Origin of the sequence: Acidovorax sacchari (genome assembly GCF_042847045.1) — a bacterium.
GTDB lineage: Bacteria > Pseudomonadota > Gammaproteobacteria > Burkholderiales > Burkholderiaceae_C > Paracidovorax > Paracidovorax sacchari.
On sequence record NZ_AP035783.1, the window covers coordinates 1,563,276 to 1,576,138 of the forward strand.

Here is a 12,863-nt window from a genome sequence, read left to right on the forward strand (position 1 = left end):
ACTATACGAGAATAAAAAATAGACGCGAATAGTAAATAGATGTATTCTGGCGACGTCGGACATCAATCTTGGAGGTCTCTGTGAGAGAAGTCAGCAGGTTTGACGTTGCCGGGGACGAGGCATGAAAGCTCTTCGAGGCGCGGCCGCCCTTCGCAATCTTCGCGAGCAACCCTTGTGGCGCCTGTTGGCCGCCAACAAGGGGCCGGTCGTGATTGCCATGTTGCAGTCATTGTTCGTTGAGTCTGGGCAAACGCTTCCAAGTTCGGTGCTTCATGAACGCTTGACCCGGGATATCGAAGCGCTACGGGCTGTTGGGGAGGAGCTTCCGCAAACGCCACAGGCATATGTCGCAGAGTGGCTCAGTCAGGGGTGGTTGACGCGTCGATTTCCTGCGGGGGCTCCCGAAGAGGAGTACGAGCTGTCGGTTGACGCGCTGACGGCACTGCGCTTTGTGACAGGGCTTTTGAAGCCTCGTACCACTGCGACGGAGAGCCGGCTATCCGTCGTGATTCACCAGCTGTCACGGCTGGCGGAGGAGACCGATATCAATCCGCAATCGCGCCTGGCTGCCCTGCGCGCCGAGCGCGACCGGATTGACCGGGCGATTGCCGAGGTCGAACGCGGTGGGGTCAAAGCGCTTGCCCCGGACCGCGCCGTGGAACGGGCGCGCGAAGTCATCGCCTTGGCACAAGAACTCGCGGCCGACTTCCGAAGCGTTCGTGATGAATTCGAGAGGTTGAACCGAGGTCTTCGTCAGAGCTTGATGGAAAACGAAGGGAGCCGTGGTGATGTGCTGGAGCAGCTCTTTGCCGGGGTCGACCTCATTGGTGAAAGTGATGCCGGCAGAACTTTCCATGCGTTCTGGCGGCTGCTGACGGACAGCGAGCAGGCCGCGACGCTCCGCGAGTCGTTGGATGAGGTGACTAGTCGGCCCTTCGCGCGACAGCTGGAATCGCAGGAGCGCAAATTCTTGTTGGGACTGACTGGGGCCTTGTTGAACGAAGGACGAGGGGTGCACGATGTCCTGCAGCATTTCGCGCGTAGTCTCAAGAGCTTTGTCCAGAGCCGTGAATTTCTCGAACATCGGCGACTGCATGGCCTCCTCAAAGCGGCGACGCAGGCTGCGCTGAGCGCCAAGGACGACGTGCGGCCAAACGAACAGGTGGGCTTCGAGCTTATGCAGTCCAGCAGCCGTATCAGGTCAGTGTCCCAGTGGGCGCTGTATGACCCGGCGGAGCGCGTGACCGACTCCTCGATGCAGGCGGCCGAGCCGTCCGAATTGGACCTCGAAACGGTGAGCGAGCTGGTTCGGCAATCGGAAATCGACTTTCGAACGCTCAAAGCCCATGTGCGGGCCATCTTGGAGCGGCAGTCTCAGGTTTCCATCGCGCAGGTCCTTGCTGAGTACCCTGCGGAGCAGGGTTTAGGAAGTGTTGTCGGCTACGTTGCCCTGGGCTCCAAGCATGGGGAAGTGACCGACGGGACAGAGCTTGTGGTCTGGGAAGGGGATGACGAGGTGCAGCGCCGCGCCAAGGTTCCCACCATCTATTTCATGAGGGAGCGCTATCTTGAACTCGTTGACTGACGCGATGGATGAGTCCTTCGTAGGCGATGCGGCGGCAGATTCTGCTGTTGCCGAAGCTGCAACCTTCCAAGGGGATACGGGGGCATTGCCCATTGATACCCGACGGGTCCTGGTTCAACTCCTTCTCGGACCCTCGGTAGACGCCCGGCGCCAGTCGAAGCTCTGGCCAGTCCTGCTGCGCGACGAGGTCGCTATCCGTTCGCGTATGCATGACCTCTTTCTTGAAGTCGTCATCGACCATGAGCAGAAGGTCGCCTTCACGAGGCAGGTCGTCTCTGAAGACCTGGATGTCCCTATCTTGTTGCGCAAGGCGTCCCTCACATTCTTGGAAACGGCGCTGCTGCTTTTCCTGCGGCAGCGGCTGACGCAGGCCGATGCGCAGGGCGAGCGGGCGGTCGTGTCGCGCGAAGACATGCAAGAGCATCTGGCGGTGTTCGAGAAAGAGAACAACCCTGACCACGCCAAGTTCGCACGGCAGGTCGTCAATGCTGTCGACAAGGCGAAGAAGCTGAGCTTGCTGCAGTCCATCCGCGGGTCGGGGGAGCGCTACGAGGTCTCGCCAACACTCAAGCTCCTGTTCTCCGCCGAGGAAATTCAGGAACTCACGCGCACCTATGCCACGCTGGCAACCTCTCCAGGAGGAATCGGTCGCGGTGGGAAATCTGATGGCGATGACGACGAACAGCCGGCAGATGAGGAGGAGGCCCAATGAACCCGTTTGCCCAAGCCGACCTGCTGGGCGGCAGCAGTGACCAATTCCGTCTCGCGCGGATTCAAACGTTCAACTGGGGGACGTTCTCGAATGTCTTCGACTTCCCCATCCCGAAGGAGGGCTACCTCTTTGTCGGTCCTTCGGGTTCCGGCAAATCGACAGTCCTGGATGCACATGCAGCGCTGTTGACGCCTCCGAAATGGGTGGACTTTAACGTTGCCGCCCGCGAGGCCGAGCGCAATGGCCGGGACCGCAGCGTCATGACGTACCTTCGAGGGGCTTGGGCGCAGCAGACCGGCGAGGCCGGTGAATATGTGTCGCAGTACCTGCGTAGTGGCACGACATGGTCGGCCATCGCGGAAACCTATCGTGATGAACTGGGGCGTGTGGTGGTGCTCGCCCAAGTTCTGTGGGTGAAGGGAAATTCGACCGCCCCGGGTGATGCCAAGCGTGTGTACCTGACGCTTGAACGTGAGTTTGATGTTCAGGAACTGGAGTTCTTCGCGAAGAACGAGTTCGATGCTCGACGTTTCAAGCACGACTTGCCCGATGCAAAGGTGCATACGGAATTCAGCGCCTACCAAGAGCGTTTTCGCCGGCTGCTGGGCATCGAGAACGAGCGTGCATTGCGCTTGCTGCACAAGACGCAATCCGCCAAGAACCTGGGCGACCTCAACGTGTTCCTGCGGGACTTCATGTTGGATGAGCCCGAAACCTTCGGCATCGCCGCGAGCTTGGTCAATGAGTTCGGGGAGCTCAACGAAGCGCACCAAGAGGTCGTCGCTGCGCGCAAGCAAATTCAGACCCTGGTTCCGGCCCGTGAAGAGCATGCGGAACTGGACCGGGTAAAGCTTGAAAGCAATGGCTTGCAGGCCATACAGACCGCCATCGACCAGTATCGAGAACACCGGCGCAAGCTTCTTCTCGATGAGCGCATTGTCGAGCTTGAAGTGGACAGGGAGGGGTCGAGGCAGGAGGCGTTGCGCCTCGCGTCCATTGTCGATAACGAGTTCCAGAAGCTGACGGACCTTCAACGACAGAAGCTCAACATGGGGGCAGACGTCTTGGTGCGGCTCGAAGATGACATCAAGGCCGCTGAACTTGAAAAGCCCATCCGTATCGGCAAGCGGGACATGGCCGCAGCGGCATGCGAAGCCATGGGCTGGGCTGTCCCGGATTCCGTTGTGTGGTTTGTTCAGCGTGTCGAAGCCGCCAAGCAGCGGGTGTTGAAGGCCCGTGACTTGAAGAACGAGGTCGAGGAACGGAAAGACGGTGTCAAGGAAGAGCTGCGCCGGGCAAATGAGGGCTTTCTGAAGGTTGTCGCTGAGGTCAAGGCGCTCGAGCGCCAGAAGTCGAACTTGCCGGCACGACTGGTCGACCTGCGTGAGCGCATGGCTCGGGACCTCTCGATTCCCGAAGAGAAGCTGCCGTTCGTTGGCGAGTTGGTCGAGGTAAGAGCCGACGAAACGGCGTGGCGTGGTGCCATCGAGCGTGTCTTGGGTGGCTTCGCACGGTCCATCCTCGTGGACGAGAAGCACTACTCTGCGGTGTCGGCTTACCTGAATGAACGAAACATTGGTGAGCGGTTGGTGTACTTCCGTACCATCCCCCAGACCTCGGGGCGGTCCCCTGGGCCCAACTCCTTGGTGCGCAAGCTGAACATGGCATCGGGTAGTTTCGGGGACTGGGTGCGGGAGGAGCTCAAGCATTCCTTCGATTTCGAGTGCGCCGATAACCTGCAGGCGTTCCGCAATGCTTCGCGTGCGGTCACCCGGGAGGGGCAGGTCAAGCACAGCACGATGCGGCATGAGAAGAATGACCGCCACTCGGTCAACGACCGCAATCAGTGGGTTCTTGGGTTCGATAACAAGGAAAAGCTGGCACTCTTCAAGCAGCAGGCTGCGGAAATCGGTGGCCGTATCAGCGAGCTGGAAGAGACCGTTCGCAAGATTGGGAAAGAGGAAGATGCTCAACAGGCGCAGATGCTGCATTGCCAAAACCTGTCGAACCTGACTTGGAACGACGTGGATGTCGGGTCTCTGTTGACGCGCATCAACGACCTGACCGTCCGGTTGAAGGCTGAGCGTGAAGCTCGTCCGGACCTGGCAGCGTTGAACGACAGTATCGGGAAGCAAGAAGGCGTGCATTCCCAGGCTGTTGGTAAGAAGAACGCTGAAGATGGCAAAGGGCAATCCATTGCTGCAGACATCAATCGCTTGAAAGGGAAGCTGGAAGAGCTTGCCCGACTGTGGCCGACTTCGGACCGTTCACCTGCGTTCGCCGAGCAGATTGCTGTCCGGTACGAGGCCACGGAGAAGGTTGTCACTTTGGAGAGTCTCGACCATGTGACCAATCTGGTTGAGCGCGGCCTGAATTCGGAACTACGTGCGCTGGAAAGCCGGCTGTCGGACCTTCGCAATTCCATCGTGCAGCGCTTCGCGGATTTCAACCGCGTGTGGCCTGCGCTTGCTGGCGGCCTTGATGCGACGCTCGAAAGCGCCGACGACTATCTGGCGAAGCTCAAGCGGCTGGAGGACGACAACCTGCCTGCGTTCGAAGACCGTTTCTTCAGTCTTCTGCGAGAGCAGAGCGACCAGAACCTTACGCTGCTCACCACGAAGCTGGACGAGGAGCGCTCGGCCATTCGGTCGCGCATGGAACTCGTCAATGAAAGCCTGCAGACGGCGCCGTTCAATCCGGGGACGCACCTCGTCATCGATACGACCGACAAAGCTATCGAGGATGTGCGCCTGTTCCGTGCGAGTCTCAAGGAATCGCTCAGCCACTCGTTCTCCAACGACCGAGACTTGGCCGAGGAGCGCTTCAAAGCGTTGGCAGCACTCGTCAAGCGTCTCGCGAGCCAGGAAACCGCAGACAAGAACTGGCGGAATTTTGTGCTCGACGTGCGGCAACACGTGGAGTTCGTTGCCCGCGAACTGGACGAGGACGACCTGGAGGTTGAGGTCTACCGCAGTGGCGCCGGTAAGTCCGGCGGCCAGCGTCAGAAATTGGCGGCAACTTGTTTGGCGGCTGCACTTCGGTACCAGCTTGGTGGCCAGGACAGGGCACTTCCCCGCTACTCGACCGTTGTTCTAGATGAGGCTTTCGATAAGGCTGATGCGGAATTCACGGCCATGGCCATGAACATCTTCAAGACCTTCGGATTCCAGATGATTGTGGCGACACCGTTGAAGTCGGTGATGACGCTGGAGCCGTTCATCGGCGGCGCATGCTTTGTGCACATCAAGGACCGAAAGAAGTCGGCGGTCATCCCCATCGAATACGACAGCGAGTCTCATCGACTGAAGCTGACCCAGGACGTGCGCAATGTCGAAGAAACTACTGTCTCCTGAGGCTGCGCGCGATTTCCTGGTTCGTCGCTTCAACAATCAGCATCAGAACTGGCTGGCCGGAGAAGGCATCTGGCCACTGGACGTGACGCTGGGCGTTCCAACCGATAAGGACATCGCGGAGGATGCTTCTGCGGTCAGGGCGTGGGCAGCCGCTTGGCAGTCACGGACTGGCCCAGGAGAGGTCCTGTTCGAAGAACGCCAATTTGCAAGGTTCGGCAAGCATCGACTACCCAGCCGGTTGAGCTTTGAAAGCGCTGCCGTCGTGGCGGATGCGGTTGGACAGTCCAGGCGTTGGGGCATTGCCAGCGAACGATATCAGCGCCTGTCGAGTTTGTGGCCGGTGCTTGCGCAGGGCAATGCCTTGGCGTCTCGGTTCGATGTGCTCGCGGACTATTCGGCCGAGGATTTTGAACGCTTGGTGACCCTGCTGGCTTGGGTGACCACGAATTCCGTATCGGGCTTGTATCTACGGCAACTTCCGATAGAGGGGCTGGACACAAAGTGGTTGGAGAAGCGCACGGGGCTTGTGGCCGGTCTTCTTCGCGCGATACGTGGGATTGGAGATGAGGGCGGTGACTTCCATGCGTTGGTTGGCCTCAAGAAGCCCGCTCATCGAGTGCGCATCCGCTTGCTCTGTCCGACGCTGCGTAGCCTCGTCGGAGGGCTGGGTGACATTGAGGCTCCGGTAGTGGAGCTTGGCAGATTGCCCATTTCTCCGGCAGCTGTCGTGATTGTCGAGAACCTCGAAACAGGGCTGGCGCTTCCAGATGTCGCGAACACTGTGCTCGTCATGAAGCTCGGAAATGCTGTGAGCGCTTTGGGAGCTCTTCCCTGGTTGCAGAGTGCTGACGTTGTCTATTGGGGAGACATCGATTCCCACGGTTTTGCAATCCTGGACCGCGCCCGCAGGGCGGTTCCTCAGATTCGGTCCGTGCTGATGGATGAAGCAACGCTTCTGGCGCACCGACCGCTCTGGGTCCAGGAATCGGCGTTGTGCGCCAGCGGGCCCTACGAAGAGTTGACCTCTGGGGAGAAATCGGTCTACGAACACCTGCGTGCCGGCACATGGGGTGGCCGTGTGCGACTTGAGCAGGAACGGTTGGATTGGAGCGCCTCCTTGAAGGCATTGCTGGAGGCCCTGAAGTGTGGGCTCATCGAAAGCGATGGCGTGGTTCCAAGTGCTGACTTTGGGCCCGCTTGCTCCCTTGAGTCGGTGGTCCCAAATTGACCAGTGTTCGGGTATGCCTCAATCGCTTGAGAAGGCGAAGTCGTGGGGGGCTAGGAAGTGGCGCTAGGATAAATGGCTAGGTCATATGTAGTTCCGGCGCTGTGCTGGAGCTAGCCTCATTTTTATAACTACGGCGAGCGTGACCCTCGTGAGGGGATTTTGTGGGCCTTTCATTTTCCAGGAGCGTAAAGCTCGGCGCAGTTCGATTCAACTTTTCGGGCTCAGGCATCGGGGTGTCGGTTGGCATCCCGGGCCTGCGTATTGGTACGGGTCCTCGTGGGGCATACATCAGTGGGGGCGTCGCGGGCTTCCGGTATCGACAGAGCTTGGGCGGAACTGCACGTGCACGTCAACCCCCACAGGCGCTGCCAAAACTCGTCCCCGATGGTTCGGACGCGCGCTTGCCTGCCGACCCCAACATTGTGGCCACGGTCGACCATGAAACGAAGAGCGTTCTAGAACTGGAAGACTCGACAAGCGACGCACTGCTCCAGTCCATGAACGAGCAGCGCCACAAGTCCGATTTGTGGCCAGTCGCACTTGTGGTCCTTGGTGGGCTATTCTTGTTTCTTCTCAACCTGGGCTCAGCTTGGCCTAGAGCTGTTCTCTTAGGAATTTTTGCAGTCTTCGTCGCAGCAGTGTTGTGGGTGCGCTGGCGCGACAAGATGCGTAAGCTGACGGTCCTTTTTTATGAGCCCGACGCTACGACCAACGAGCTCTACTCTGCGGTAGTTTCGGCGCTTCAGCATGCGGCCGGGGCGGTCAAGCTGAAGGCTATTGCGAACACTTCGCGCTATGGAGACACGAAGTACTCGGCAGGCGCGGCGGAAGGGTTGAAGTTTGCAGGGGCTTCCCTGTTCTTGGGGCAAGCGCCTGGGGTCGTTGCGAATGTTGAAGTCCCGATTCTCAAGGCCGCGAAAACTACGCTGGCGTTCTATCCCGACCGCGTACTGGCTTTCCAGGGCAGTGCTGTCGGCGGAATTTCATACCAACGTCTTGAAGCGGTTAGCGTGGCAACCAGATTCATCGAACATGAAGCGGTTCCATCCGATGCCCGTGTTATCGACCGTACTTGGCAATACGTCAACAAAAAAGGTGGTCCTGATAGGCGGTTCAAAAACAACCGCGAGCTACCCGTATGTGCTTACAACCAATTCAACTTGTCGACACCTGATGGACTCGACGTCCGGTTCATCGGCTCCAAGGAGGGCGGGTTTGACGCGTTGGCTGCCGCTCTCGACAAAGTTCGCCGGTCAAGCTGAAGAGGCGTGCCGCAGCGTGACTTAGGGCGGGCGTTTATGCAGTTCGCAGAGCTTTCAGCACTGCGGGAACTTGGCAAGCGGTGAATCCGGTCTCTGGCTCGCAGAGGAACAACCGTCCTCGCCGGTTGTGGATTGAGCCGAGCAAGCCTGTCCCGCTGCACGCGTCGTCGAGAATCGCATAAGGGCCGGACCAGCGTTGGCTGAAAATCCAGGAATCTATCGCCTGCTGGCGGGTTTGACCGAGTACCTGAGGCGCTTCTCCCAAGGGATGCAGATGTTCCGCCAATGGCATGGCATTTGTCTTGCGGAAGAGTTCGCGGGCGGATGCAAGGTCTAGAAATCGTAGCCAAGTTGTCGTAAGAACCACGTACGGTCGCGCTTGCGCGATGACTTCGAGAACAGCATCCATCGCAGGCTTGTGCCAGAGACGGAGGTGGATGTCGTCTGGCTGCGGTGTTCGTAACAGGTGATGCCCGCCGTATGGTTTCCCGAGCGTAATGACGTCGTCGAAGTCTCATGCGCACCTCGCAAGGTGTTGCATTTGAAAGTTGCTAACTAGACAAGCGGCTGGAACCCTCCAGTTCACTGGATTTAATGGGGCAATGACAGTATTCGCTCCCGGAAAGTGGTTGAGATGCAAGCCGATAAATCACGGGGCTGCGGCTAAGCCTCAGGGCGGTCAGTAACAGTTATCGCAAGTCCGTCGAAAGCCAGGCGGCAAGCTTGGTCTGCGGTGAGGGGTCATTGAGCCCTCGCACCATATCTGTTTTTATGAGGCACGCACGCGCTCTACCCGGCCAGCCCCTCGCGTCATCATCTAGCGCTACCCAATCTGACACCCCGTTGCGCCTCACATGGTCAAGTATTTGATGGCCGCGCGCCACAGAGCCAAATTGCGGTCCGTGTAAATTGGGGTCGAATGTCGCATCCACAACGCGGTTCGCGAGCTCAGGTGGCAGCCGCGCGGCGGCTTCTGCGAGGCCGATGACAGGTACCCATGACGTAGACAGAACAATGCGAACGTCATCGTAAGGCCCCAGTAGGGCAGCCAGGAAATTGGCGTGCTCGAAGAGAGCGTGACGGTCGGCGTAGCCGGCGCCTAGTCGGAATCCCTGCTCCGGGCTGAACCACACGTCCGCCGGATGTAGCACTCCATCAAAATCGAGATACAGAATCCGCAAGCGCTGAGTCGTCATGTAAGCCTTTGGCAAGCGATGGGATACATCACCGCAACGGATGTGTGTGTCGTAGAGGATTCGGGGCGTTGGTCAGCATGTCGGTACTGACACAGGTGTCGGTTCACTACTGTTTTTAAGGCAACATCCGCTGACGGTAGGGTCGCTTTAGACGGCTACACCAACTGCAACACTCCCCGATTTGCAAAGACAACGGCCAACACGTCGTCCCCAGCTAAAACCAAACGCAACGGCGAACAGGTGCGCTTAAAAAATCGAGAAACAGCACCGATTTCCCTGGGACGGCCAACGGGGACATCATGGCTTCCTCAGCCCGTCTGGTGTAAGCGAAGGCTGGTCTCGATGTGTTTGGCAAATGACATCAGGCTTTCGCGGGGTGCGCCAGGCGAGTTGTCTGTCATGCGCCGGAAATCCGAATAAGCAACTCTGGGTCATAGCGGTTGGAGCCTTGAGCGACCGAGTAGGGATGACGATGGTCGGATGGCGCTCCGACAGGGTTGCAGATGACCCGGCAGTCGCGGATGCGGTAGTCGCATGCCACGTGCGCACTTCCGTGGAGCCAGTAGTCGGCTAACTTCATGAGTTCCGTCAGTCGGGTCTGGCTGGCGGCTGCGAAAGGGTCGTCGGCTCCCTGCCGTGGAATGGATTTCGGATGCGGGATGTGGTGGGAAATCACCACTGTGGGGCCATCGAACGGCTCCGCAAGACGCTGGCTTAGCCAAGCTACGGCAGCTTGATGACGCGTCCAAAGCCCCTCGTAGGTCATTGGCTTGCCGTTATCCTGGAGGCTGCCGTAGCCTGCCATTGCTACTTCAATACCGACTCGTTCGGGCTCTCCAGGCGGTCGGGGCGCCCCAAAGTTTGGCCACAGCGTCGTTCCGAGAAGCCGGATGCCGTTGATGACCACTGCATCATTCTGCAAGACGCGAACCTTTGTGCGTGAAGAGTCCAGCTTCATCAGGGGTGCGGCCACTTCCGGCTCGAGCCCCGCGTGTTCGAGAACGCCTGGGACATAGAGCGTCGGCACGTCCAAAGCGCGTGCGAAGTCCATTCCTTGGAGTCCGGTGTCGATGTCACCGGCGAGGATGAGCAGGTTCGTCTGAGGTTGGACGCGAAACGGGATTTCCAAGCCCTCCGCCAGATACTCCCCGACATGAAGGTCCGAGGCCAGCTGGATGGTCGTCAACATGGGAGGGAGTGCAGTTCTGACTTGGCCCCGCGGCGCTCGTAGACCAAGTCGAAGTCTTGCGCGAGATGCGGTAATTCGCGGGTCGCGATGCCGGATTCAGCTATCAGGTGGCCAGAGGATAGGTGATACCAATGTGCCCCGGTGGTGCGGGACCGGTAGGCAGCGCTAAGTTCTTCGTAGGTGAGGTCTTGCTTGGCCAAGTCGCGAAATCGCAAGAAGAGCTGTACTCGGGACCAGCGGCATTCGGGCAAGCTCCTTTCGAGCCGGTAAGCCTCGGCTACATCGGTCGTCAGGAACTGAACGATTTCGATGTCTTTGCGTTGGTCGACGCATGCCTCGATGAGGAAGAACACCCGAGAAGAAAACTGAGCGAAACGCCAGGCCTTCCGGCCGCGTTCCTTTTTCCAGGCAGGGGGCAAAACCTGCGCTCCGCTGTGTGTGCGTATGAAGCTGTCCATGGAACTGTGATGGAGGCCTTCGTCATTGGGGCACGGCGGAGAACCAACCGGGCTCTGCGACAGAAGGCGCAGACTTAAAATGTATGCATCATAAATGATGCTTCATTTTATGTGCTACATAAAAGAGGTGTCTTTTATGAAGTTCCTTAAAAGTAGCATGTGTTCAACACTGCCGGTCATGAGGAAAGATTTGACCGAGCAGGAGGCAGAGTGGGCCGTTGCCGTGGGGCTAGTCCTGCGCAAAGCAAGAAAGCAGGCGAACTTCGTCCAAGAGGAACTTGCCTACAAGTCGGGTATGGGCCGGTTGACCATGCAGCGCATCGAGTACGGCGCGACCAGCCCGAATTTGGTGACTCTGGTACGGCTCTGCGGTGCGTTGAATATCCCACCATCGACGTTGCTCTTGGAGGCCGAGAAGTTGATGCAGCATCCAGAACTGCTTCGTGAGGCCATCGCGGCGAGGGAGGCGGAACTCCCTGCTGCACGGTCTGGCAGCAAGTAGCGGGAGTCCTTGGGGGCGAGCGAGGGGCCGTAGCCCCTTGGCGATTGTCTGGTCTGGCTCGGCCAAATGCATTGACAAAGCACTTGCCGGCGCACCTCCGTCGTCACATGATGACGCGTCCGCGGTCGCCGAACCCCATTGGCCGCACACTCAGCTCAGCAAGTTGGCTTAGAAGACTGCGCCGACAGTGAAACGACGATGTCGTCTGAATCCACGCTCCGTTTCGGCGCTCAAGCCATGTAGTACCGAATGCATCTCCCGCGTCAAACTTCGAGCTGAAATGTCGAACCGCATCGCCTTTCGGATTGACTGCTGCATGTACTGCAAGCTCATCAAACCCAGCCGTGGCGACGGAGCCGCGTGCAGCAAGACCATTGGGGAGCACGAAGTCGAAGAGATGCCCACGGCGTAGCGTGTCATCAAATCGGTCGTCCCCGGCCCGTAGGGTGAAGAGCTTTTGCTGCAGAGCTGCATTCACTGCACAGACCATCAGATTCCGCCAGGCACGGTCTCTGGGGGATTTGTACTCAATCTCATAGGCTGAGGTGGGAACAGTGGAGACGACGCCCTGCAAGTCCTTTCGGCCATGGATGGTCATCTCAAACTCAAACTCTGGGTCGTCGTCATACCCCAACTGAACCAGTCGTTCGACGAACAGCCTGGAGTCGAGAAGGTGGAACGGGCGGTCGAGTTCTGGGCCAACCATCTCTGCACGTAGCGACGCATACGTCTGAAATCCTAGGCTGTGTGCCATGGCTTCAGTTAGATGGGAGGACTTAACGTCCGGAAATTCGTCGCGAAGCGACTTCTTCAATGCTCCTAGCGGAGCCTCGCACAAGGGTGTAGCAGCCATACGGCACTCCAATCTACTTGGTCGAAGGTTCCCGATTACGCATCGACCCGGATTGAAGTCCGTTAGGTCACTAGAAGTCTGTTGTCTGCTTTAACCCGGGAACAGGTTCGGCCCAGACGCCTTGGATAGCATCATAGCTGTGTGCTGTTGGTTCGTGTAGCCCATACGAGGTGCGATGCTCAACCGCCCTCTGTCGGGTGCTACACGGCTTACAGGCAGACGACATGTCTCGGGGTTGAACAGCATGAAGCAGGGTGGAGTAGCACCATTTGTTCAAGGCCGGGTTTGAGCGTAGTAGCCATTGTCTAAACAGCAGAAAAGCGTGGTTTCCATCCGAGCTGCGCCAGCTTTTCGGCCAAGGTTCAAGCAAACGCGTCCCCCAACTGGTGCCCAGTGGCATATCGGATGCTTGTCGCTTCCTTCGAGGGTAGGACCTTTTGTCTCTGGCTACAGGCACGGTTTCTATGCTTTGGCGTAGGACCTATTGATGAAAAGTCGCTGAAGTAGGACCTATTGTTCGGGAGT

General features: G+C 58.5%; 10 protein-coding genes and 2 pseudogenes. 7 read left to right on the forward strand and 5 right to left on the reverse strand.

Annotation, left to right across the window (positions count from 1 at the left end; genetic code table 11):
- Nucleotides 1-121 precede the first annotated feature (121 nt).
- The 6 genes and pseudogenes from ACGHC0_RS07060 (at nucleotide 122) to ACGHC0_RS07085 (ending at nucleotide 8,140) form a co-directional block, all read left to right on the forward strand.
- Nucleotides 122-1,585 carry a DUF3375 domain-containing protein gene (locus ACGHC0_RS07060; protein ID WP_415267782.1) on the forward strand — a complete coding sequence of 488 codons (1,464 nt, stop codon included), beginning with the start codon at nucleotides 122-124 and terminating at the stop codon, nucleotides 1,583-1,585.
- A 4-nt stretch (nucleotides 1,586-1,589) separates the two neighbouring features.
- The gene (locus ACGHC0_RS07065; RefSeq protein ID WP_415267783.1) at nucleotides 1,590-2,297 is read left to right on the forward strand and encodes a DUF4194 domain-containing protein; all 708 of its coding nucleotides are present in this window, start codon (nucleotides 1,590-1,592) and stop codon (nucleotides 2,295-2,297) included.
- The gene (locus ACGHC0_RS07070) at nucleotides 2,294-5,650 is read left to right on the forward strand and encodes an ATP-binding protein (protein ID WP_415267784.1); all 3,357 of its coding nucleotides are present in this window, start codon (nucleotides 2,294-2,296) and stop codon (nucleotides 5,648-5,650) included. Before ACGHC0_RS07065 ends, ACGHC0_RS07070 begins: the two co-directional genes overlap by 4 nt.
- A complete protein-coding gene (locus ACGHC0_RS07075) occupies nucleotides 5,625-6,878 on the forward strand; it encodes a Wadjet anti-phage system protein JetD domain-containing protein (protein WP_415267785.1) in 1,254 nt (417 codons plus the stop codon). The genes ACGHC0_RS07070 and ACGHC0_RS07075 overlap by 26 nt, the downstream gene beginning before the upstream one ends.
- A 161-nt stretch (nucleotides 6,879-7,039) precedes the next feature.
- Nucleotides 7,040-7,186: pseudogene (locus tag ACGHC0_RS07080) on the forward strand (DUF4236 domain-containing protein); the annotation flags it as partial.
- A gap of 114 nt (nucleotides 7,187-7,300) precedes the next feature.
- Entirely contained in the window at nucleotides 7,301-8,140 is an 840-nt protein-coding gene (locus ACGHC0_RS07085) for a hypothetical protein (RefSeq protein WP_415268465.1), read from the forward strand.
- Nucleotides 8,141-8,174: 34 nt separating this feature from the next.
- Here the strand turns inward: ACGHC0_RS07085 and ACGHC0_RS07090 are convergent.
- The 4 genes and pseudogenes from ACGHC0_RS07090 to ACGHC0_RS07105 form a co-directional block, all read right to left on the reverse strand.
- A pseudogene (locus ACGHC0_RS07090) lies at nucleotides 8,175-8,642 on the reverse strand (HAD domain-containing protein); the annotation flags it as partial.
- A 187-nt stretch (nucleotides 8,643-8,829) separates the two neighbouring features.
- Nucleotides 8,830-9,336, reverse strand: coding sequence for an HAD domain-containing protein (locus tag ACGHC0_RS07095; RefSeq protein ID WP_415267786.1), 507 nt, complete (start codon nucleotides 9,334-9,336; stop codon nucleotides 8,830-8,832).
- A gap of 397 nt (nucleotides 9,337-9,733) precedes the next feature.
- Complete coding sequence (locus ACGHC0_RS07100; RefSeq protein ID WP_415267787.1) at nucleotides 9,734-10,525, reverse strand: hypothetical protein; 792 nt, start codon at nucleotides 10,523-10,525, stop codon at nucleotides 9,734-9,736.
- Nucleotides 10,519-10,983, reverse strand: a complete 465-nt coding sequence (locus tag ACGHC0_RS07105; protein ID WP_415267788.1) for a hypothetical protein — start codon at nucleotides 10,981-10,983, stop codon at nucleotides 10,519-10,521. Before ACGHC0_RS07105 ends, ACGHC0_RS07100 begins: the two co-directional genes overlap by 7 nt.
- A 136-nt stretch (nucleotides 10,984-11,119) precedes the next feature.
- Between ACGHC0_RS07105 and ACGHC0_RS07110 the strand changes: the two genes are divergently transcribed.
- The gene (locus tag ACGHC0_RS07110) at nucleotides 11,120-11,485 is read left to right on the forward strand and encodes a helix-turn-helix domain-containing protein (protein WP_415267789.1); all 366 of its coding nucleotides are present in this window, start codon (nucleotides 11,120-11,122) and stop codon (nucleotides 11,483-11,485) included.
- 103 nt (nucleotides 11,486-11,588) lie between these two features.
- On the opposite strand, the gene ACGHC0_RS07115 is transcribed toward ACGHC0_RS07110, so the two are convergent.
- Nucleotides 11,589-12,239 (reverse strand): hypothetical protein, encoded by a 651-nt coding sequence (locus ACGHC0_RS07115; RefSeq protein WP_415267790.1) that lies wholly within the window; start codon nucleotides 12,237-12,239, stop codon nucleotides 11,589-11,591.
- Nucleotides 12,240-12,863: the final 624 nt, after the last annotated feature.